Origin of the sequence: Sphingobium sp. BS19, from assembly GCF_027925545.1 — a bacterium.
GTDB lineage: Bacteria > Pseudomonadota > Alphaproteobacteria > Sphingomonadales > Sphingomonadaceae > Sphingobium.
This window is the reverse complement of sequence record NZ_BSEF01000001.1, coordinates 180,429-202,571: the sequence shown is the minus strand read 5'-3', so window position 1 is coordinate 202,571 and position 22,143 is coordinate 180,429. Positions and strand designations below refer to the sequence as shown.

Sequence of the window (22,143 nt, the reverse complement as noted above, 5' to 3'; positions counted from 1 at the left end):
GATCAGTCAGCTCAGAAGCTGAAATCGACATTCAAACCAACCGTGCGCGGCCGGATGTAATTGAACCAGTCCGCGTTGAAAGAGGTCTGGTTGTAGAAACCGCCACCGATCACACCACTTTCATTGGTGAGGTTCTGCACGAACGCACTGAGCGTCCAATTGTCAAATTTGAGCCCGGCATTGACGTCAATTTGCACATAGTCAGGATATGTCTGGCGCAGGGGGGCCAGGCTTTCCGCCGGTACGAACTCACCGCGGCGCTTACCAACATACGTCGCCGCTGCGCCGAAGTTGGCCGTGACACGATCCGACACCGGTGCCTCATAATTGAACGAAAGGTGGCCGGAATGATCGCTGGAGAAAGGCAGGCGATCACCACGGGCCGCATAGACTGCTGCCGACGCGAAGGGCTCACGCAGGGTCGCGTTCACATAGGCCCACCATGCCTTGACGGTCAGGCCTTGGGTTGGCCGAGCTTCAAACGCAACCTCGAACCCGCGACTGCGCGCTTTGCCTGCGTTGGAATTGAAGGTGAAGGTACCCAGCGAAGAAACCTGCGTGATCTGAATGTCTTTCCAGTCGATGTGGAACACCGAGACATCATAAGAGAGCAAGCCGCCCGCCAGAGTACCCTTAGCGCCCAGCTCATAATTGACCGTCTTGTCAGGCCGGAACTGGCAAGGGACTGGCTCGGCCGGATCTTCGCTGCAACCCGCGTTCGGCCCGCCCGGACGATAGCCAGTCGCCAGACGTCCATAGATCATATGATCAGGCGATGGCTTGAAGCGGGGCGTAACCTGAAAAGTGAAGGCATCCCCGCTGGCGCTCGGGTTCGTCTCCGCATAATTTGCGGGATCCGGCGCAGGCGATGAGCGAACCCACTCACGGTGCGTCATTTTCTGCTTATTCTTGCTATAACGGCCACCAAACTGCACGTCGAACTGTTCGGACAGGGTTACGGCCAGATTGGCGAATGCGGCATATTCACTGTATTTTACATTATCGCGCCAAACGACCGGATAGCCATAAACGCTGCCGTCTGTCGGGTTGGTCGCCGCCGTATCGATGGTGTATCGCGCCTTCTCATGCGTGTAGAAACCGCCAACGATCCAGTTGATCGCATCGCCTGCCGCCCCGGAGAGGCGCGTCTCGTGCGAGAACTTGTCCACTTCATAACCCTGGCGCAGAACATTGCCGAACTCGGTCGCGTCAGGGAATACCAGCGGGAAGAGGAAACCCGTGAGCGGCGATGCGGTGAAGTCCAGGAAGTCATAATTAGTGGCCCGTGAGAACGCCGTAATAGAAGTAACGTCAACGCCACCAAGGTCGGCATTGATGAGGCCGCTATACATCTGCGTATCCGAGCGGCTGCGGCCTGAACCGAGCTGATCGCTTTGCAGATAGACCGAACCGAGCGATGCATCCACGTTCGACGAGCCATAAATGTCCCGTTCCTGATAGAGCGCGCTGAGCTTAAGCGAGAAGGATTCCGATGGCTTCCACAGAGCCGATAAGCGGCCGCCCGTAACCTGCGAGGAATTCACATTCGTCTTACCCGTGCGGACATTATCGATATAGCCGGGTTCCTTGCGGGTATAAGCGCTGGCGCGCACGCCGACCGTCTCACCAAGTGGCACATTTATGGCACCGCGCACGTTATAGCCTAGCGTCTGACCGCCTTTTGCGACCCGTTGCACGCCGCCGCCGATCGAACCGCCAAAATCTTTCAGATCAGGGTCGATCGTGACATATTTCACCAGACCGCCCATGCTGCTCGCACCGTAGAGCGTACCCTGTGGGCCGCGCAGCACTTCGATTCGAGCGAGCTCCGAAGGGTCGAGATCAGGCGCCGCGCCAAATAGGCCGCCCTGCCCGGTCGACGAGCCATAAGGCACATCGTCAATGGTGAAGCCGACCACGGGATTACCCGTCACGGGGCTGGTCGTGATGCCGCGAATGGCAAGCTGCGCACGGTTGTTCTGGAATTGCAGGTTTACGCCCGGCACGCTGGCGAAAAAGTCCTGCGCTCTGGTCTGGTTCTGAGCCAACATATCGCTGCCGCTCACCGCTGTCACTGGCACCGGCACGTCGAGCAGACGCTCCTCGCGCTTCTGAGCCGTGATGATGATGTCGCCGCCAATCGCGCCTTCATTGGCATCGAGTTGCGCCTGTGCGGGAGCGGAAAGTGCCAACACCAGAATGCCCGACATGGGCACGCAGGATAGTTTAAGCGCTCGTTTGAAAGTCCTTGTCATTGTCATTTCCCCTTTTGTTAAGTTATTTATTTTGACGAAATCTGCGGTTATCCCGCTTGTTTTGCGCCGGATGGCGAAACTGGGTTGGCCGCGTGTGCGGCCGGTCGCGCTCTGGCCTGGAGCGGTCTGCGTCGTCGCCACCACAAGAGGACGCCGGTCATGGCAATCCCGACCACCATCAAGCCGAATGCGGAGACCGCAATCTGCCAGGGCCGTCCGCCAATTGCGGTGACATGCAATGCCATCAGCCAGCTCGTCACAGTGTTGCCGACATGTTGGCCGGTGGGCAGTTGCATGCCCAGAAACCGGCCATTACGGGCATCGATCGCAATCGTTGCAGCCGTGGCTGGCGAGTTCGTCTCGGTCGGATTACCCTGTCCGTCGAGGAGATCGCGCGACGTGTGCATCTGGAAAAAATAAACGCCAAGGTCGCGCCGATATTCAATTGAGGCGGGCTTGCCGAGCGTGAAGTCCTCACGCTTGGCCTGCTGCGCAAAGTAGAGCTGCCCAAGATCAGCGGCCTTGAACCAATCCACTGGTGGATCGAGCAATGGCTTTGGGAGCGATGGCCGGGGGGGCGCTTCCTGGAAATGCTCGTAAGTGGTGAACAGCTTTACGAAGCCCGCATAATAGGTGCCCAGATTGAGCGCGAAGCCCGTCACCGCAAAGATCATCAGTAACGGAAACAGCCAAAGGCCGGACGCACGATGCAGATCGAGCACGAACCGATTGCCGTTGCCGCTCCGATCAACCTTCCACGATGTTGACCAGCGCTGCAGGAAAGACCGGCGCTGCCCGCCCGCCTTGCGCCGTTTCAGCTTGGCCGGAAGGGTGAGGTAAAGGCCGACGGCTGTTTCAAACGCCCAGACCAGACTCAGCGATCCCATGAGCAGAATACCGACGCCGAGCGGAAAAATGAGCGCATAATGCAGATAATAGAGGAAAGACGGTACGCTTGAGGGCGCAAGCGTCGCGGCGCCAATCACGCGCTGGCCAAGCCGCTCACCTGTGTAGGGGTTGGCGAACACCTCATCATAATCAATCTGCGCTGGCTCGCCAGTACGCGGATCAATAGCCGGCATGACGCGTGAAAACAGCGTCTCATCAGGTTTTTGCGGGAACTGGAGCGAGAAGAGGTGAGCGCGCGGATCCTGCTTTTCCAGCCGTTCGCGGATGGCCAGCGCATCATGAATCGTCCAGCCCTGCGTCTGCGGTGTGACCACGCGCATGCGACTATTCAGGGCGCGCTCGAGATCGTCATAATAAGCGATTATGCTGCCCGTGCCCGCAATCAAGACAAGGAAGAAAGCAAGCGCAAGGCCAACATAGCGATGCACCTTTACAACCGTGAGTCTAAGTTGCGACGGACCGCTCAAATACAAACTCCATGCGTGGACGAATTATGTAACGTTTTTAAAAAGTGCGTCACCACTCCCACCACTGCGAGAGGGATTTGCGGCATCCTATGCAGGGTACGCGGCGCCTCCGTTTCCCCTGATTTACTTTCAGCTTAAACTGACATGGATACGGAAAGACAGAATTGCCCGCACGCTCACATAGCTTGCAATTTCGGCCATCGTCCGAGATCGCAAGCTTGGCTGACTTCGCCGGAGCACCCCTTTGGTCCTCTGAAGCGCCCCGCCCACGGACTTCCGTGCGGGCAATCAGCATATTTGCCCCGGGGCCGAAACAATGGTTATTTAGGCCGAAGATGAAATAGACATGTAGCGCGCCTGTTCACATTGTCTGAGCCAGCTAAAGTGCTGACTAAAGGAGCAAGATGTGATCGGATCCATTCGCAAGGCCTGGCAGGCGACCATCTCGGAAGATGCCTCCATGCCGCTCGACACGACGCTCTCCAGCCTGACACGCGCGAATTTTCTGCGCGTGATGGCCGCCGGGGCGCTAGTGGCCAGCTCTGGTGGGATTGCCAGGGCAACCGCAGCCACCAATGCGCGGCGCATTGCGCCCGTCACCGATCTCGATGCATTTTATGACGCCTGGCAGGAACGGATGAACAGCGGCGATCTAGAAGGTCTGGTCGATCTTTATGTCGAGGATGTCACTTATGTGAATTCCGACAAGAAGCTGCTGCACGGCAAGGCGCAGGTGAAGGCCGATTTTGAAGGGTTGCTTGCCCTCAAACCACAGATCGTTCTCGGCAACCGCAAGCATGTGGTCTATCAGGATATAGTGCTTACGACCAACCATTGGCGCATGAATTTCACCAATGCCGATGGGGTCAAGCAGGAGCTGACCGGCGGCGGCATCGAGGTGATCCGCAAGCAGGCCGATGGCGGCTGGCGCTTCATCATCGATGACGCCTCTCGCGCAGCGTACTGACTTAGCGACAAATCAATTCACCTGAGCGGCGCGATCCGGATGCGGCAATCACTGCCCGTCCGGATCGCACCGCTCTTAGTTTTAGGCGTCCTGCATCAGGGCTTTGTCGCCACCTTGGCGAGCATCGCCTCATCACCGGGGCCGATCCGCACCACGATGGAGGTCGGCTCATCCGTCACGGCATAGAGCCGCCCATCCGGCCCCTGCCGCACATCCTTGAAGCGCTGGTGGAGCCCGTCCAGCAACACTTCCTGGCGCATCTCCTCCAACCGATCATTGAAGACTACACGGATGAGCGATCCCGTGCCGTTAATCTGCCCGCGGCGAGCGCTGGCGACGAACAGATTATTGCTCCAGCCGGGCATTGCCATTCCTGTGTAGAAAGCAATTCCGTTCGGCGCGATTGCAGGCGACCAGATCAGCGTAGGCCCTTCCGTTCCAGCGGCAACCGGGCCAACCGGCAAGCGAGAGCCTGCATATTCAGTGCCATAGGTAGAATTGGGCCAGCCATAATTGCGGCCGGGCAGCAGCGCATTCAGCTCATCCCCACCCTGCGGGCCATGTTCGGATGCCACGAGACGCCCCGTGCGCGGATCAATCGCCAGCCCTAGCGGATCGCGATGGCCATAGGTCCAGATCTCGGGCCGGGCACCCTTGGTGTTCCTGAACGGATTGTCCGCCGGAATGCTCCCGTCGATCCCGATCCGCATCACCTTGCCATAGATATTGTCGGTCCGTTGGGCGGACTGGATATCGCCTTCGCTCAACGCGCCAACAGCAACGAAAAGCTGCCGTTTGGGATCGATCAATATGCGCGATCCACCGGTGCCGACCATCACCTCGCCGACCAGCAGATCCTTCACATCCACAAGGCGCAGACCATCCAGCCGCGCCCGCGCCAACACTGTTGTCGCGCTGATGCGATCTGCCTTGGCATCATAGCCGACAGGGCGGTTGAAGGTGAAATAGATGAGCTTGTTGGTGGCGAAGTCAGGATCTGGCCGCACATCCTGAATGCCCAGCACGTCGATCGGCTTGAAATGCTCTGCTTTGCTGTAATTTGGCACATTGGCGATTGGCTGCGCCTCCAGCACGGGATTTGGCCCGGTCGCTTGCCGGAGCAGGCGCAGCCGCTGGCCGCGCTCCACGATCAGCGCGTCGCCATTCGGCAGGAAAGCAAGGCTGTATAGATTCTCAAGCCCCTTGGCGACGATCTCCACCTTCACGACAGGCTGTTCCGCACTACGCATCACATAAGGCCCTGGCCCTGGAAGCTCTGCTGGAACGCCAACCTCTGGCACATCAGCCGCAAACGCAGCCGTGGAGAACAGCGCAATCGCTCCTGCCTGTACCCAATGCCTAGCCTTGCTGCGAAAGTGTTTCATTCAACCGCTCCTGCCTATGCCCAAATGACGGGCCTTTGCCGCCCTTGTTCTAGTCGCTACGCGGTTTGACCGATGATTGCAGGGACGACCATATCCTTGGCATCTTGGGTCAGCAATGCCTGTGCAATCTCCGCCAGCCGATCACGATGCCCGTGGCGGACATGGCTAGACCTATGATCGACATGATCCAGATCAGCAGATCACGCGCTGGGGTAGCTTGAAGCAACAGGTTCAAATCCCAGCGATGGAATAGATCGAACAGCCAGCGATAGGCGCGGCGTCTGCGATCAGTCTCGCCAAGCAGTTCGCCACTATTGGGGGCAATGTGAACCCAGGTTGCGGCGGGATCGTCAAACCTCATGCGCAGCACGGGCAACGCCACCTGCCCGCGCACGGCATACCAATAAGCATCCGGCCGAGACAGCAGATCGACATGGGTGATTTGGGCGGAAGGCACTAGTTTGGCAGCATAGGCCAGAATTGCTGCACCATCAGGGCGCAGCGGCGTGAGCGCCTTAGCGTCGAGCAAGCGCTCGTCGCCGCTGCCGCCTTGAATGCGGACGATTGCGCGCCCAGCGGCTGCACCGATGAGGACCCGGCGCGCATCGGGCACGCGCGCGGCGATCCCGCGAAGGTCAGGGATCGTCAGCGGCGCCCGCCCGGCATAATCATGCTGTGCATCGGTGCCGATCCCTTCGCTGGCGAACAGCCGCCATGGATCGACCGATAGCCATCCTGAAAAGATCCACAGGATCAGGAACATGCTGCCCACCAGGCCGGAAATATGATGCCATTTCATCCAGCCATGATAGGGCGTCATGCGCCCCCCCTTATAGCGCCGCCTGCCCGGCCTAACTCGCATTAGGCCAATCCAGATCCCTGTCAGCGCCACAAGGATGCACGGTCCCGAAGACCACATCACCACTTGCCGCCAGAGCGGCTGATCCTCGCGCAATGCACGTGGATAGAGCCAATGCGGCACCGATCCGAGCCAGTTCCAGAACCGCTCCTGCGCATTAGTGTCCAGCACGACAGCGCCAGTGGTGGACGAGACATAGAGGATGCGTCCCCCCGCGCCCGCGAGCTGCGCCTTCCACAAAGGGCGATGGGCGTCATAGCCCCCGGCGACAACCCATTGATCGCTCTGGATCGCGCTGATGTGCGCAACTTGCTCCCTGCCAAATGCGGACGCGATATGCGCTGCCTCAGCCCGCGAGGCGTGCCTCGCAGCAGCACCCGTATCGGCCCAGATCGTGAGCGGTGCGCCATCCCACAGAGTGACGCGCCACACGGGCCGATCGCCCCGCATCTCAAGCACAATTTGCCGCGCCTGCCCTGCTGGCTGAGCCAGTGCGGCAGGCGCGGTGGCGCCCAATCGCTCCCACGTAATAGGTGACAGCCCAGCCGCCCGCTCCTCCTCAGCCAGTGAGGGGAACGGGACGTAGAGCATCACCAGCCCAGAAGCGAACCAGATGACGAAAAGCAGGCAAGTCGCAATGCCTATCCAGCGATGGATCAGATAGAGCCAGCGCTTGCCCCGGTGCCAGATCATGCTCGCGCCGACTAGAATTTGGCGAACGGACACGTCGAATGATTGCGGACGCCCCAAAATCCACTGCTCATTGCCATAGGTGCTGAAGGCATAAGCCTTGTCGAACAGGTTATAGATGCGCACATCCAGCGCGAGATTGGGTGTGAAGGCATAGGAAGCGCCCAGATCGACAACGGTGTAGGCTGGCACACGGAATATGTTGGCATTGTCGGTAAAACGATGGCCCACATAACGCAGGTTAGCCCCTGTCGAGAAGCGCCCCCCGTCTGTCCAGCGCAATTCCAGATTGGCCGATGCTTGCGGTACGCCGGGTGGTGTCTTGTCCTTGAACCCTGTAAATTCGTCAAAATTGGCATCGAGCACCGTGCCGTTGGCGGACAGGCCAAAGCCGCCGACCAGATCGAAATCGACGCTCGCTTCGATACCTTGCGATGAGCGCTGCCCAACTTGATCGATAGCCCCGCCCGGAACTATCTGCGTGAAGAGGTTTTGCTTGACTAAACGATAGGCCGCCAGCGTGAAATTGCCGCGGCCATCCATGAACAGCCCCTTTACGCCCGCCTCATATTGATAGCCATTGGCATAGGTAAGCTGGAACTGGGCAGCCGAGGTGGCGAAAGTGGTGAGCGTGCCGAGCGGATCGACAGCCGTTGCATATTGCGCATAGAGCGAGAGCGCTGCGCTCGGCTGATAGACCGCGCCCACGCGCCAGGTCGTGCTGCTCAACCTCTTGAACGAATCGCTGCCGCCATTGAGCGCGGGCGCATCGCCGATGATCTGGGTGCCGCTGCCATTATACACCCAGTTCCAGCGTCCGACCTTATTCTCCTCATGCCGCAGGCCGCCAACCAGAGAGAGCTTGTCCGTCACCGCAAGGCGATCCTCGGCGAAGATTGCCCAGCTTGTGGTGCGCGTATGATAGCGCGGCAGCAACCCGACCGTATCCAAAAACAGGCCGGGGTTGAAGCCAGTCAGCGGCACTTCATCCTGCTGAGCTACGGAATCGAACTGGTGGGAGTAGTTGAGTGTAACGCGGCTGACATCGGCGCCGATCAGCAGTTTGTTCTTCATGCCGCCAAACTTGTGATCGAAGGCGATGTGTCCTTGGCTGCCATATTGGTCGACATCATGAACGATGCCATAATTGTCGGCCCTGTAGATATGGCCGGGCGTTCCGACACCATTCCCGTTGGGACAATTGCCGTCACCTGCGATCCAACAATAGCTTTCAAGATTGCGCCACTTGCGGTTGCTCGACAGCCAATAGCTGGTGTTGGCGATCGATATGGCATCGTTGAGCGCCCAAGTAGCGGTCAACGCCAGGCGATTGTCCCGATAGCGCATGGTGGCATCGCCAACATTGTAATTTTCGTGGCGGATCGCCGTATCGAGCACACCGTTCACCAGCGGCGTACCGAAATATTTGCTCGGATTGGCATTGCCGATATCATTGCGCAGCGTGAGCGTAAACGTCTCGCTCGGCGCGAACCGCAGCGCGCCGGAAATCGCCAGATTGTCGCTCTCCCCACGGTCTACAAAGCCATCGGACTGGCGATAGCTCACATCGCTGCGAAAGGAGAGCGTTTGGCTGATCGGACCACCCACGCCCGCGGCAAGGCGCCAGCTATTCTGCGAGCCATAGCCAGCTTCTGCATCGACCTCCATGTGTTCCGTATTGGGCGAACGCGGAATGATGTTGACCACGCCTCCCAGCGCACCCTGGCCGAACAGCACCGACGCAGGGCCGCTCAACACCTCAATCCGCTCGATATTCCATGGGTCGGATGGGAAGGAAATGGAGCCGTTATTGGGGAACAGGCGCACGCCATCATAGAGCTGCATCACCGATTCCTGACCATTGAACCCGCGCATCGCGAAGGAGAGTCCCGCATTGCCCGGATTGCCATTGTTGGTGACACCGGTGGCGCGCGAGACGGCATCCACAATCGCCAGATCGCCCCGCGCCCGGACATCATTACCCGTGATGACGCTCACCGTGGCGGGCGTTTCCAGCAACGTCATGCCAAGACGGCTCGCGGTAGAGCTTGGCTGCGTCAATGTACGCTCCCGCTGCGCCGTTACGATAATGGTCTCGCTGCTATCCTCCGCAGCAAAAAGGGGGGCAGGCAGCATTGCTGCTGTGGCAATGACGGAAATGCCGACCAAACGGCACGCAGTAGCTTGCTTCACAGGCTCAAACCTCTCGATATGCTATGGGAAGTTCCCGCTTCCGGGGCCTGCTTGCGTAAAGAGCGAAGCCGCAACCAACCAAGCCATAACGTGTTAGTTACGGTTGTGAGACAATCGGCAACGGTAATGACGGATGTTACACCGGCGCCGAATGGGGCTACAGCGCGCGCATCAGTTCTGTTTTGGGACGGGATATTTCAAAAGCGAAAGCGCATGCGAATTTCAGTCGCTCGCGCAAATGAACGGGCAACCTAAATTGGTAACGACGCAGCGAGATCTGGCTGACACTGCCTATTCGGCTCAGCCCTCTGCTTTATTCCAGTCATCGAACACCGGACGTGTGAGCTGCAGCATATCCGTGCAGCGCGTATACCAGCCTGCGCCATGCATGCGCGCAATGAGCCCCATCGCTATCGTATCGATATGCAGGCGCTCGGGGTCGACCAGATCGTCCCGCACATGGAATTTCACTACCTCGCCCAGCACGATCGTCGTTAATCCGACTTCGATGCTCTGGTGCAGCCGACATTCCATCGTGACCGGGGCCGAGGCTATGCGCGGTGGCACGATGAGCGTGGAGGGCACGGTTTCAAGATGCGCGGCTTCCAGCTCATCGAAGCCCGGTGGCGCGTCAATGCAGGTGAAATTCATCGCCTCGGCGTCGCTCTCGCTCACCAGATTCACAACGAACTCGCGAGTTTCCAAAATGTTGCGCGCACTATCCTTATAGCTGCCGTCCGCGCGCCGCATCAGCCCGATGGCCACCAGCGGCGGCTCCGCGCCCATCATATTAAAGAAGCTATAGGGTGCCGCATTGCGCACGCCCTCTGGCGAGACCGTAGTCAGCCAAGCGATTGGCCGCGGGGTGATGGCCGCAGCCATCAGCTTGTAGCGCTCAGCGCCGGTCAGCGCTGCAAAATCAAATTCCATAACCTCAATTTTCTCCGGTCAGACGCACCGCGCGCTTGGGCGCAACATCTACAGTGAGATTGAAGATATCGGGCCGGGAATAATGGCCGGTTACGTCAAAATCATATTTGCCACGGATGACCTCGGCCTGATCGATTGTGGCGTAAAGAATTGTCTCGCCTGAAAAGTCCGGCCCGGCCAGCACTTCACCCAGCGGCCCCACGATCATGCTGCCGCCGCGCAGCAACACCGTGTCAGGATCATCGCCGAGCGCACAATCATAATCGGCGGGATAAGCCCCGCGCGTGATGTGCTGGCAAGCCGACAAAACGAAGCAGCGCCCTTCCAGCGCGACGTGTCTCATCGTGCTAGCCCAAGCGTCGCGATCGTCCGCCGTTGGTGCGCAATAGAGCGTGATGCCCTGATCATACATCGCCATGCGCAGCATGGGCATGTAGTTTTCCCAGCAAATTACAGCACCGATCCGGCCTAGCGGTGTCTCGATCACCGGCATGGTCGAACCATCACCAAAGCCCCAGATGAGGCGCTCGGACCCGGTCGGCATCAGCTTGCGATGCTTCGCAATAAGGCCGTTTTCTCCATCGAGGAACAAGGCCGTGCAATAGACAGTGCCGCCATCCCGCTCGATCACGCCGACCACGACGAAGGCCCCTGTTTCCGCGCACGCGTCAACCAAGGCGGACACTTCGGGTCCCTCCAGCGCAATGGCTGCCTCATGATAGCGACGATAATCCTCCCGCCCTTCAGGACGACGCATTCCCACAGGCGCGCCAAAAGACGCACCCTTGGGATAGCCACCAAGAAAAGCCTCTGGAAATACGATCAGCTTGGCGCCCTTGCCCGCCGCCTCGCGGACCAAGTCCGCCGCTTTCAATGCCGATGCCATTGAATCAGTGGGTAGCGACGCAGCCTGAACGACCGCTGCGGTGAAAATCTCTGGCATGGCTATCCTCGCGCCGAATGGCTGCTGGCATCGGCCAGCGTGCAAACACTATAATTCCAATTGACTCCGGCGCAACTTATTTTAAGCTTATAGTAATCCGCAGGAGACAACCATGTCTGAAACCAGCTTCGATCTATATCGTGAAGATATGCTCGGCCGCGCCAACGTGGTCGATACACCCGAACGACTGGCCTATTATCGGCGCCTATCCGAGCTTGGGACAGGCGCGCTTTGGACGGTCGCGAATAAGATCGAGCCGTGGCAGCCCGCTTCAACCAGCGTGCCAATGCTCTGGCGCTATCGCGATTTGCGTGAAGATGTGCTTCGGGCACTCGATCTCGTCACCCCTGAAGAAGCGGGTCGGCGGGTAATCTATCTGGAAAATCCTGGCCGAAGCGATGTAGTGGCTGCGGTCGGCTGGCTTTATTCGGGCTTGCAAGTGATGAAGCCCGGCGAATGCGCCTCATCGCACCGGCATAGCGCCTCGGCCCTGCGGTTCATCATGGAGGGTCAAGGTGCCTTCACAAATGTGGATGGACAGAAAATGACGTTGGGCGCGAATGATTTCGTGCTCACACCCAATGGCACATGGCATGAGCATGGCGTGGCTGAAGATGGAACCATATGCATCTGGCAGGATGGCCTGGACATCCCATTGATGAATGCGCTCGAAGCCAATTTCTACGAGGTTCACCCGGATCTCAATCAGGCGGTCAGTTATCCTGTCGACGCATCGGTGGCGACCTGGGCAAATGCAGGCCTGCGTCCCTGGGGATCGACATGGGACAAGCGCTATTCTCCACTACTCAAATATGAATGGGCGCCCACCTATGAGGCGCTTAACAAATACGCCCGCGTAACCGACGGATCGCCTTTCGATGGCGTGCTCATGGAATATGTGAACCCGGATACGGGTGGCCCGGTGATGTCTACAATTGGCGCACATATGCAGATGCTGCGGCCCGGCGAGCACACCAAGGCGCACCGCCAGACGGGCAGCTTCGTCTATCAATGCTGCAAGGGCAAGGGCTGGTCGATCATAAACGGGCAGCGGTTCGACTGGCAGGAACGTGACATTTTCGTCGTTCCGGCCTGGATGTATCACGAACATGCCAATGCATCGGACAGCGATGATGCGTGCCTGTTTGCTTTCCACGATCTGCCCGTGATGCGCGCCCTCGGACTCTACCGCGAGGATGCCTTTGGGGACAATGGCGGTCACCAGCCAATCCTGTCCAAGCAATCAAACCCATAATTCACCGAACCAAGGAAATGCAATGCAACTAGTCACCTATCGCGCATCGGTCGAAGCCGAAGCGCGCCTCGGCGCGATCATCAACGATCTCGTGCTCGATCTTGCCCGTTTCGGCGAAACGCGTGGGGTCAATCTGCCCTCGACCATGCTGGAGTTTATCGATCTTGGTCCGACAGCGGTGAGCGCCGTTACCGCGCTGATCAGCAGCGCAAAGGGCGTGTTCCCCATCGGTAGTGCAGTGCCGCTCAGCAACGTAAAGCTGCTCGCGCCGATCCCGCGTCCGCGCAAGAATATCTTTGGAATTGGGCTCAATTATACTGAGCATGTCGCTGAGAGTGCCAAGTCGCTGGACACATCGGCCGAACTGCCGCGCCAGCCGGTGATCTTCTCCAAGCCGCCAACCAGTGTAATCGGCCCGGACGAGCCAATCCTGCACAATGCGGAAATCACGGAACAGCTTGATTGGGAAGTCGAGCTGGCAGCGATCATCGGTACGCGAGCCAAGGGTGTGTCACGCGACAAAGCGCTCAACTACGTGTTTGGCTATACGGTCTGCATCGACATGAGCGCGCGCGATTGCCGACGCGCCGGCCAATGGATCTACTCCAAGGGACAGGACAGCTTCTGCCCAATGGGTCCAGTGGTGGTCACGGCTGATGAAATTCCAGATCCCCAGACGCTCGATCTGTGGCTGACCGTAAACGGAGTAGAGAAGCAGCGTAGCAACACCGCATTCATGCTCTTCAAGGTGGATGAGCTGATTGCCGATATCAGCAAGGGCATCACGCTGGAGCCCGGCGACATCATTGCTACAGGCACCCCCGCTGGCGTCGGCGCGGGCCGTGATCCCCAGGAGTGGGTCTGGCCCGGCGACACGATCGTTGCCTGTGTTGAGGGCATTGGCACGCTGCGCCACCCAGTGGTAGCCGCGTAAAAGCCACTTAAACCGAAGGATTGTACAGCCGGGGTGGTCCCCGGCTGTTTTCACATGTCGGGGACCAGAACCCCCATCATGCGGGTGCGAATGTCTTCTGGCCAAGGCTCTGACGTCTGCGTCTCGAGGTTCATGCACACGAGAGTCCCGGTGGCCCGCAGCCTGTCCTGCCCCGCTGCGGCAAACACCGCTGAATACGTGCAACTGCTGCGACCTACTCGTTCGGGTGTAAGCGAGATTGTCAGGTCTTCGCCCAAGGTACTTGGCGCAATGAACTCGGCCGAAAGCTGTACAGTTGGCACCCCCAAGCCACGGTCCGTGTGCATCGAACGGAAGTCCACGCCAAGCTCAAGCGCGAACCAATCCTCAACTGCAGCATTCAGCATCTCGAAATAGCGTGGGTAGAAGACAATGCTGGCACCATCTATATGCGCAAAGCGAACCTTTGTGATCGTTTCGAACGGCATAGTCAGCGCTTCCCTCCTAAAGCGCCACGCACATCACCAAGCATGCGTGCCAACTCTTCCTTTTGTGTGGCCGGAACTTCGGCAAACAGCTCTGATATCCAGCGATGGTGCGCCTCTGCCAGCTCAAGAAAATGCTTGCGGCCCATCAGCGTAAGGGAGACGATCGCCGATCGCGCATCCAGCGGGTTGATTTGTGAAACGATCAGCCCGCGCTCTTGCAAATGCCGCACGACGACTGTCACATTGCCGTTGGACACTAACAGATCGCGGGAGAGCGCGCTCATGCGCAAACCTTCCGGCGCTCGGTATAAAGCCGCCAGAACATCGAAGCGCGGTAAGGTCGTGTCAAACTCATCCTCAAACCGGCGGCGCAACTGCTTCTCGCCAATTTTGGCACAAGCAAGCAAACGAACCCACATGCGCAATTCCGGGGTGCCCGCACCAACAGGCACCCCTTCTTCGCTCGACTTATCAAATAACGCCATCGCGAAATCCTGTATCAAATCGCCATATCACTGTATTTGACACCGCTTATCGCGTTGCCGGGCTTGATCGAGCCAGCCTACGCGCCTGATCGAATCCAAGAGCATAGGCAGGTGGCACGAACTGGGAGTTATCCCCCGTGAGAGTGCTCGCACGCAATGTCCACACCGGATCTGCAAGATGCGGCCGACCCAGCGCAACCAGATCGGCGCGCCCTGCCGTCACGATGCTATTCACTTGATCAGATTCGACAATATTACCCACGGCAATGACGGGAATGCCGACTTCATTGCGTATACGGTCAGCCAATGGAGTCTGGAACATACGCCCGTAAACCGGCTTCCCATCCGGACTTGTCTCGCCCGCTGAAACGTCGATCAGGTCCGCCCCGGCGTCGCGCAATGCTCGAGCGATCGCGACAGCCTGCTCAGGCGTCGTGCCCTCTTCTCCCAGCCAGTCATTTGCGGAGATGCGCACCGCTAGCGGCTTATTGGCAGGCCAGGCTGCACGCACCGCCTCCGTCACCTGCACCACGAACCGCATCCGATTGGCCAGCATGCCGCCATGGCGATCAGTCCGGCGATTAAGCGCGGGAGATATGAAACTGGCAAGCAGTGAGCCGTGACCGGCGTGGATTTCGATCATGTCGAAACCGGCGCGATCAGCGCGATGGGTCGCCGCGACGAATTGCGCGCAGATCCGTGCGAGATCCTCCTCGTCGGCCGATTTTGGGGTCGCTCCACGCGACTGCCAAGGCTGGGCGCTGGCAGCGATGAGCGGCCACCCTTGTTCCAGCGGACGGTCAAATCCATCGGCGCCTTTAGGAACCTCACAGGCACCTCTCGGCCCGGCATGGCCTAGCTGCGCGCACAGGCGCGCCTTGCTGTGCTGGTGCGCGAACGACACTATCTGCGCCCACCCACTTACCTGATCATCCTCATATAATCCAGGGCAGGCAGGCGTCATCCGGCCTTCCGGCGCTACGGCCAAGGTCTCCGTGATAATCAACCCGGCTCCGCCCAACGCTCGCGCGCCATAATGCACACCGTGAAACGGCATCACCCGTGCTTCCTCATCGGCACTGTAGGTCAGCATCGCTGGGATCACGACACGGTTCGCCATTTGGAGATCGCGCAGTTTGAACGGCGTGAACATCGGCTGCGAAGTCGCGCCGTTGCAGCCCGCATGCTCCGCAAACCAGCTCTCAATGCCGGCCAGCCATTGTGGATCGCGCAGTCGCAGATTTTCGTGACTGACGCGCTGACTTCTCGTCATCAGGGAATAAGCAAACTGCGGCAGGTCGAAGCCGATATAACGGTCCAATGTTTCAAACCACTCGGTAGAATTGCGCGCGCTGTTCTGAATCTTGAGCACCTCGACATGCCGCAGATCGCGATACTCTGTCAGCGCCTGGCGCAAGACTGCGGAGTCATCCATGCCTGGCTTGTCGATTGCGTCGGCCAGAGCAATGGCGTCTTCCAGCGCAAGCTTGGTTCCAGAGCCGATGGAGAAGTGAGCAGTGTGCGCCGCATCGCCCAGCAGCACCACATTATCGAACGACCATTGATCGCACACCACGCGGTTGAAATTGATCCACGCCGCAGAGCCGCGCAGGTGACCGGCATTGGAAATGAGCGGATGCCCTTCCAATTGACGAGCGAAAATCTGCTCGCACAGCGCGATCGATTGCGCCTGCTCCATCGTGTCAAGGCCAAGCCCCTGCCAGGTTTCAGGCGAACACTCGACGATGAAAGTCGAATGCGTCTCATCGAAGCGATAGGCATGCGCCCATATCCAACCAGCATGCGTGTGCTCGAACAGGAAAGCGAAAGCATCGAACTTGCGTGTCGTGCCCAGCCAGCAGAATCTGTTGGTGCGCTGCTCGATAGTGACGCCAAGCCGATCCGCGTTGGCAGTGCGCACCTGACTGTTGATGCCATCTGACGCGACAATCAGATCGAAATCGGCAAAGCGCGCAAGATCGGCATCGACGTTGCTTTCATAGTGCAGCTCTACCCCAAGTGAGAGCGCGCGCTGTGCCAGAATCTCCAGCAGCCGCTTGCGACCGATCCCGATGAAGCCATGCCCGGAAGAGACCACAGACTGTCCCGATACCTGCACCTCGATATCGTCCCAATGCGCAAGCTCGCGCAACATTTCATCGGCGCTCAACGGATCGTTAGCAGTCAGGTTGGCCATCGTCTGGTCTGAGAAGACCACCCCCCAGCCGAACGTTTCGCCAGCGCGATTGCGTTCGAACACATGAATGTCGTGCGCTGGATCGCGTAGCTTCGCTGAGATCGCGAAATATAATCCGGCAGGCCCTCCGCCTAGACAGGCAACACGCATAGCAATCTCCTTTACTTCAACATTAAAGCAAAATTCTGGCATAGCCAAGGCTGATGTTGTGAGGTGGAATTATGAGGTAGCGTGAGCAGCGATGAGGCGACGCAGCAACGGCGCGCCAATGCGTATCTCGACTTCGAACAATGCTTCGAACTGGCGCGCACCGCGCACCTCACGCCGTAGTTGAGCAAGCTCGCGCGGGTTGGTCAGCAGAGCGACAACAGCCGTCATTGCCTCATCCCCCAAGCCGGCAAGTATGATCAGCCGCTTCCCTGTTGCGCTCTTTCGAACCGAGAGATACCCAAAATCCTTGCGCACGCGGGACCGGTCGGCCGTATAAACCTCCCCCTGGAACACTGTACCTCGTGTCCGGTCGATCAGCCGATCATAAGCGGCTAGCTGGAAGTGCGAACTCGAAAAGACCTGCAATGTTAGCGGGCCAAGTTGCGAGAGCCTACCGACGAAGACAATGTCACTGCTCTCGAGCAACTCATTGTTCAGGCCGGAAACAGGCATGACTTCGCCGGCCTCAGCACGGTCTCCATCGGGTGGGTATAGCTTGCCCTGCACCGCCCACGCGGCCTCGACCGCGCTGAACGGCGCAAAATTGAGTCCGAAATCATAGAGTTGATAGAAGGTTTCCGGGTGTGCCTTGAGATAGGTGCCGAAATCATCACGCGTTCGGATTTCAGGATTGAGGATCATCCGCTGAATGCTGCGATGATCTTGCGTTTCTGCAAGCATCATGCTGTCGCCCACCACGATCAGTGGATTGAACGGCTCTGCGCTTGCGCCAAGCAACGTCTGGCGATTGTCCGCTTTACCAGGCGTCTGCATCGGTTTAGGTGACAACAGGCTCCAGCTAAGAAAAGCAATGGCAGCACAGGCAATCAGGAGCAGCCCAGCGCCAAGTGCCGAGTTCATTGTAGATAGGGCCGCCAGCCAACGCGGCAGCCCCGAGGCCGGACCGGTTGGATCATCCTGCACCAGCACGATGCGATATTCCCCTTTCGGGATGATAAGCCGGGGGCCTTGCTTGCCCAAATAATGGTCGTCGATACGTTTGCGCAGGCGATGGACATACACCCGCACTCCCGAATCTGAGCTGGTTTCAAGCGTCGCATCATTGCCAAACAGGGCAATGGCAATCTCGATTTCCTTGGGTGAGCGCTGATCAAGGGACCGCTCCACCAGAAGATCGAAAAGAGCAAGTTGGTTCGCTGAACGTCCCCTGGCGAGAATCTCGCGAAATCGCGCAGTTTCCGCTTCGTATGGCGATTGGATATCGTCGGGCAATATAGGCTCCTCCGATCGCTTGCCGTCGGCCTCAGATTACGCGCGTTCCGATAGTCCAGTCGCGCGCAACACTGATTGGAGCATGCTCCAGCCACAATGCAAGACGGTCGGCTCCATCAGAAAGATCTGGCCGCAATGGCTATCTCGACCGGCAATAATGCCGCTCGACTCATTCTTGTCCAATGATGCTTCATAATGCCCCTCCCTAAGGCTTGTATTTATGCGGACCGAACGGCCCTGCGGTTCTCGGCAATGACGGTGCCATCGCGCGACGAACATTTGTTTTATGGTTGCTGGCACTAAGCGCAATTCGTTGCTTTTGTGAATCAGTTTATCACCCCGCCTCTTTTGTCCACGATGCCCCAATGAATAGATTTACGCCAATGTTTTTAAACATTTTTCACCGTGTAAATCTGATTTTTCATGTTGCGATTAAGAGACAATTACCGAGTATTATTGCGTATTGTTCTTACAACGTCTACCCATGGCGTTGCAGAAATAGGGTCGAAGGCGATCGCCCCGCGGAAAAGACGTAGCCTGCAAGAGGAAGATGGGAAGAAAAATGGTTCAAGCGTCACATGATTCCAGGCTGTTAAAGTACCCGCTGTCCATGCGTATCCTTCATTGGATTCGGGCTGTTCTGATATTGGGCCTCATCTGGGCGGGCTGGCGCATGACCGGTTTTCCTGAAGACACACCGATGGAAAAATTCAATTTTTACTATTCCAACCACAAGCAGTTCGGCGTCCTCGTCTGGCTGATCGCCATTGTCCATCTGGTTATCCGCTGGCGCAAGCAAGCGATCCTGCCGCAGACGCCCTCCGGCCTGTCTCGTTGGGAGAAGATACTATCCAAGGTCGTGCATCGGCTTATCATCACGCTTACCTTGCTCGTGCCGATGTTGGGCTATGCCATGTCATCCAGCTTCACGCAGAGCGATGGCGTACCCTTCTTCTTCATCCATGAAGTGCCTGAGATATTGCCGAAGAATGACGCGGCATTTAAGGTTTATGACATGCTGCACGAATATGCCGCTTATACCCTGCTCGGCCTGATCGTGCTGCACATCGCGGGTGCCATCAAGCACCGCCTCACCGACAAGGGTGGTGAAAGCGACGTTTTGCCCCGCATGCTCTAGGGCGAGCGCTTACTTTAAGGCGAGCGATAAACTGATCACGGCCTGACGGGCTAGCGGCACGACCGCCCCGTCAGGCCGCTTCCCTCGCGCACCCACTGCACGGCAGGGACATCTCGGAACGATCCTAGATAGCCTGATCCGTCACGACCCGGGGCTCGATACTATCAGTGGATGTGGAACTGTTGCGCAGCAAGGCTAAGGCGGCCGTGACACTCGCCCATACCTTCCCCTGGACTCACTGCATAGATACCCGTTGCAAAAGCGGCGCCAGTTCATCCGGCCCTACCTCCCCGATGCAGCCGGACAGCATCGCCCTTTGCGCGCGCCCCTGCGGCGGCCAAACCCAGCGACGACCAAAAAAACTCCGCTCCCTCAGATGAGGACCAGAGCCTGGAGCATTCTCCAATCGGTTCGAATTGTCTGGTGGTTCGGACGACGCAGCGAAACGAAAAACTAGAGCGATCGATCCAATTGCATTGGATCGATCGCTCTAGGAGAGGTCGGTAGCTCTCAGTTTCTGATGGAGAGCGTCAAACCCACGGTGCGGGGGCGGAATGAACCAGCGCGATAGAATGTCGAATCCGGCGTTTCGTGGAACAGACCGAGCAACGGCAGGCTGTTGGTCACATTGTTCACGAAGAGGCTGAGGTCCAGCTTCTTGTCACCCAACGCTCCGAAGCGTCCACCCAGACGCACATCAAGCTGAGACGTTGCAGGCGGACGCGGCAGTGTAGGATCGACCAGTGGCGAGTTCACGTCCACGGGACGATTGATCTTGCTGCTGTAGCTGAAGTCCGCCCGTCCATAGAGCTCCGTTTCACCAACTGGCTGGGTATATTCCGCATTAAGCTGCAATGTCCACGGTGCAACCAGCGGGAATGGTTCGCCCGCTTGGCGAATGACGCTGTTATCAGGCCCCGGAATGGCGGTGGTGTAGCGCGCATTGATGTAGGATGCGGAGGCGCCCAGTGTCAGACCTGTTACCGGCCTGACCGAAACAGCGAGATCGAAACCCTCAATCTTGGCGCTGCCAAGGTTGAGCGCGGTCTGGATCGTACATTGCGGGAGAGCGAACAGCGTCTGAACGTCTTTCCAATCGATCCGATAAGCAGAGGCGTCGATTGCAACCTTCCCGCCGAACAGACGGTTCTTGCTGCCGATTTCATAGCTCCAGATCGAATCCGGGTTCACGGTTAGCGTCGCGAATGGATCGAAGCCGATAGCCGCCGCATCAGCGACACAGTTCGCTCCGACCGGCGATGATACACCCGGCCCACGAACCCCTTTGCTGGCGCTGGCATAGAAGAGATTGTTCCGATCGGCCTGGAACGAGACGCCAAACTTCGGCGTCAGCGTCTTGCTGGTCGTATCGGCAACATCCGTCTGGCCATCTGTCGAAGGGACCGGACCAGCGCCGAAGCCTTTGAACTTGTATTTCGCTATGGTGTAACGAAGCCCGGCAGTCAGCTTGAGGCCATCGAGGATTTCGTAATCGCCCTGAGCATAAGCGGCATATTGCGTGTCGCGATGCTCGTTACGTACGAAGTTCGAATAGAGCCCTTGGTACAGTTCTGTTCCGAAGGGAGAATCGGTCAGGCTGTCGAATGGCGGCGGCCCTTGGGCAGCCTGCCCAATATTGATGACGTCCAGCAGGCGCGGATCGAAGGCGCCATATTGATCGCGGACATAGGACTTTTGATAAAACAAGCCGGCGATCCAGTTGAACCGGTCATTCTGGTTATCGTCCTGCAGCCGCAGTTCCTGCGTGAAGGCCGTCTGCTTGGTCTGGTTCAGGGTGTAGGGTGAATAATCCTCAAACCCGGCCGGGAACGGCCTTTCGACCAGACCGCCCGAGAAAACGAAGCTCAGCGACTTGTCATCGTTGATCGTCTCGGTCGTGCGGTGAAAATAGGAGGTGTCCGAGATGAGCGACACGCCGCCCAGCTCAAGCTCAACCTTGAGCGCGGGGAGCTTGAACCGATCTTTGCGGGGCTCTGCGCGCTGGTTCAAGCTCAGCCGGAAATCTCCACGGTCGAGGTCTGACGTCGCCAGTTCGAACCGCGAGCCATCCTTGATATGCAGCTTGGGCGCATCGTCGAATGATACGCTCATCGTGTCATAGTGGGAGCGCACATAGAGCGCATCCTTGTGAGCAAGCGGAATATCCAGAATAGTGCCGGGCACGCCGCGCTTGCCGGTGGAGGGCACCCAGGACTTGGCACCGCCCAGGGCGTCGCGCACCGGGTTGGCTGCCGGATTAGTCAGCAAGGCGTTGCCATGCTCATATTCGCCGTCAAGCCCGACGAGAATGGCCTTGCCATAGCTTTCGATTGCGCGGCCACCGGTCAGCTCCGCCAGGCGACGGCCCACTTCGATGCCGATCGAGGGCGATGCCTCGATCCAGACGCTCAGATCCTCGACATACTCACCCGCATAGGGGTTCTGGATGCAGGCTGCGATCATATACTTGAATACGGGTTCACCATCGGCTGCCGCACCGGTCTCACCGCTGCAAATTTCCTGAATCTGGCTGAACCATCTGCGGATCTTGAACGCTTCAAGGCCTTGGGGATTGCTCATAAACTTTCCTTTCTCAACATGCGGCACATGCGAAATATCTTACGCG

15 protein-coding genes are annotated in these 22,143 nt (G+C 58.3%); 4 read left to right on the top strand and 11 right to left on the bottom strand.

Annotated elements, in window-relative coordinates; genetic code table 11:
* Positions 1 to 11: 11 nt before the first annotated feature.
* Both QMG56_RS01020 and QMG56_RS01015 read right to left on the bottom strand, forming a co-directional pair.
* Positions 12 to 2,255 (bottom strand): TonB-dependent receptor, encoded by a 2,244-nt coding sequence (locus tag QMG56_RS01020; protein WP_281820670.1) that lies wholly within the window; start codon positions 2,253 to 2,255, stop codon positions 12 to 14.
* A 47-nt stretch (positions 2,256 to 2,302) separates the two neighbouring features.
* Entirely contained in the window at positions 2,303 to 3,631 is a 1,329-nt protein-coding gene (locus QMG56_RS01015; protein WP_281820668.1) for a PepSY domain-containing protein, read from the bottom strand.
* Positions 3,632 to 4,037: 406 nt separating this feature from the next.
* On the opposite strand from QMG56_RS01015, the gene QMG56_RS01010 reads away from it, so the two are divergent.
* Complete coding sequence (locus QMG56_RS01010; protein ID WP_230189634.1) at positions 4,038 to 4,598, top strand: nuclear transport factor 2 family protein; 561 nt, start codon at positions 4,038 to 4,040, stop codon at positions 4,596 to 4,598.
* A gap of 95 nt (positions 4,599 to 4,693) precedes the next feature.
* On the opposite strand, the gene QMG56_RS01005 is transcribed toward QMG56_RS01010, so the two are convergent.
* The 4 genes from QMG56_RS01005 to QMG56_RS00990 form a co-directional block, all read right to left on the bottom strand.
* Positions 4,694 to 5,983, bottom strand: a complete 1,290-nt coding sequence (locus QMG56_RS01005; protein WP_281820666.1) for a PQQ-dependent sugar dehydrogenase — start codon at positions 5,981 to 5,983, stop codon at positions 4,694 to 4,696.
* 109 nt (positions 5,984 to 6,092) lie between these two features.
* Entirely contained in the window at positions 6,093 to 9,668 is a 3,576-nt protein-coding gene (locus QMG56_RS01000; RefSeq protein ID WP_281820665.1) for a TonB-dependent siderophore receptor, read from the bottom strand.
* Between the two features lie 357 nt (positions 9,669 to 10,025).
* The gene (locus tag QMG56_RS00995; RefSeq protein WP_281820664.1) at positions 10,026 to 10,655 is read right to left on the bottom strand and encodes a flavin reductase family protein; all 630 of its coding nucleotides are present in this window, start codon (positions 10,653 to 10,655) and stop codon (positions 10,026 to 10,028) included.
* Between the two features lie 4 nt (positions 10,656 to 10,659).
* The gene (locus tag QMG56_RS00990; RefSeq protein ID WP_281820663.1) at positions 10,660 to 11,598 is read right to left on the bottom strand and encodes a carbon-nitrogen hydrolase family protein; all 939 of its coding nucleotides are present in this window, start codon (positions 11,596 to 11,598) and stop codon (positions 10,660 to 10,662) included.
* A gap of 112 nt (positions 11,599 to 11,710) precedes the next feature.
* On the opposite strand from QMG56_RS00990, the gene QMG56_RS00985 reads away from it, so the two are divergent.
* Both QMG56_RS00985 and QMG56_RS00980 read left to right on the top strand, forming a co-directional pair.
* The gene (locus QMG56_RS00985; RefSeq protein ID WP_281820662.1) at positions 11,711 to 12,853 is read left to right on the top strand and encodes a cupin domain-containing protein; all 1,143 of its coding nucleotides are present in this window, start codon (positions 11,711 to 11,713) and stop codon (positions 12,851 to 12,853) included.
* A gap of 22 nt (positions 12,854 to 12,875) precedes the next feature.
* On the top strand, positions 12,876 to 13,787 hold the full coding sequence (locus QMG56_RS00980) for a fumarylacetoacetate hydrolase family protein (RefSeq protein WP_281820661.1): 912 nt from the start codon (positions 12,876 to 12,878) through the stop codon (positions 13,785 to 13,787).
* A 50-nt stretch (positions 13,788 to 13,837) separates the two neighbouring features.
* Here QMG56_RS00980 and QMG56_RS00975 read toward each other — a convergent pair whose 3' ends face one another.
* The 4 genes from QMG56_RS00975 to QMG56_RS00960 form a co-directional block, all read right to left on the bottom strand.
* Positions 13,838 to 14,254 carry a thioesterase family protein gene (locus QMG56_RS00975; protein ID WP_281820660.1) on the bottom strand — a complete coding sequence of 139 codons (417 nt, stop codon included), beginning with the start codon at positions 14,252 to 14,254 and terminating at the stop codon, positions 13,838 to 13,840.
* 2 nt (positions 14,255 to 14,256) lie between these two features.
* Entirely contained in the window at positions 14,257 to 14,739 is a 483-nt protein-coding gene (locus QMG56_RS00970) for a MarR family winged helix-turn-helix transcriptional regulator (RefSeq protein ID WP_281820658.1), read from the bottom strand.
* 46 nt (positions 14,740 to 14,785) lie between these two features.
* Positions 14,786 to 17,086 carry a bifunctional salicylyl-CoA 5-hydroxylase/oxidoreductase gene (locus tag QMG56_RS00965; protein WP_281820656.1) on the bottom strand — a complete coding sequence of 767 codons (2,301 nt, stop codon included), beginning with the start codon at positions 17,084 to 17,086 and terminating at the stop codon, positions 14,786 to 14,788.
* A gap of 69 nt (positions 17,087 to 17,155) precedes the next feature.
* Complete coding sequence (locus tag QMG56_RS00960; protein WP_281820655.1) at positions 17,156 to 18,379, bottom strand: hypothetical protein; 1,224 nt, start codon at positions 18,377 to 18,379, stop codon at positions 17,156 to 17,158.
* A 550-nt stretch (positions 18,380 to 18,929) separates the two neighbouring features.
* On the opposite strand from QMG56_RS00960, the gene QMG56_RS00955 reads away from it, so the two are divergent.
* Complete coding sequence (locus QMG56_RS00955; RefSeq protein WP_309298530.1) at positions 18,930 to 19,517, top strand: cytochrome b; 588 nt, start codon at positions 18,930 to 18,932, stop codon at positions 19,515 to 19,517.
* Between the two features lie 510 nt (positions 19,518 to 20,027).
* Here QMG56_RS00955 and QMG56_RS00950 read toward each other — a convergent pair.
* Positions 20,028 to 22,097, bottom strand: coding sequence for a TonB-dependent receptor domain-containing protein (locus QMG56_RS00950; RefSeq protein ID WP_281820642.1), 2,070 nt, complete (start codon positions 22,095 to 22,097; stop codon positions 20,028 to 20,030).
* Positions 22,098 to 22,143: the final 46 nt, after the last annotated feature.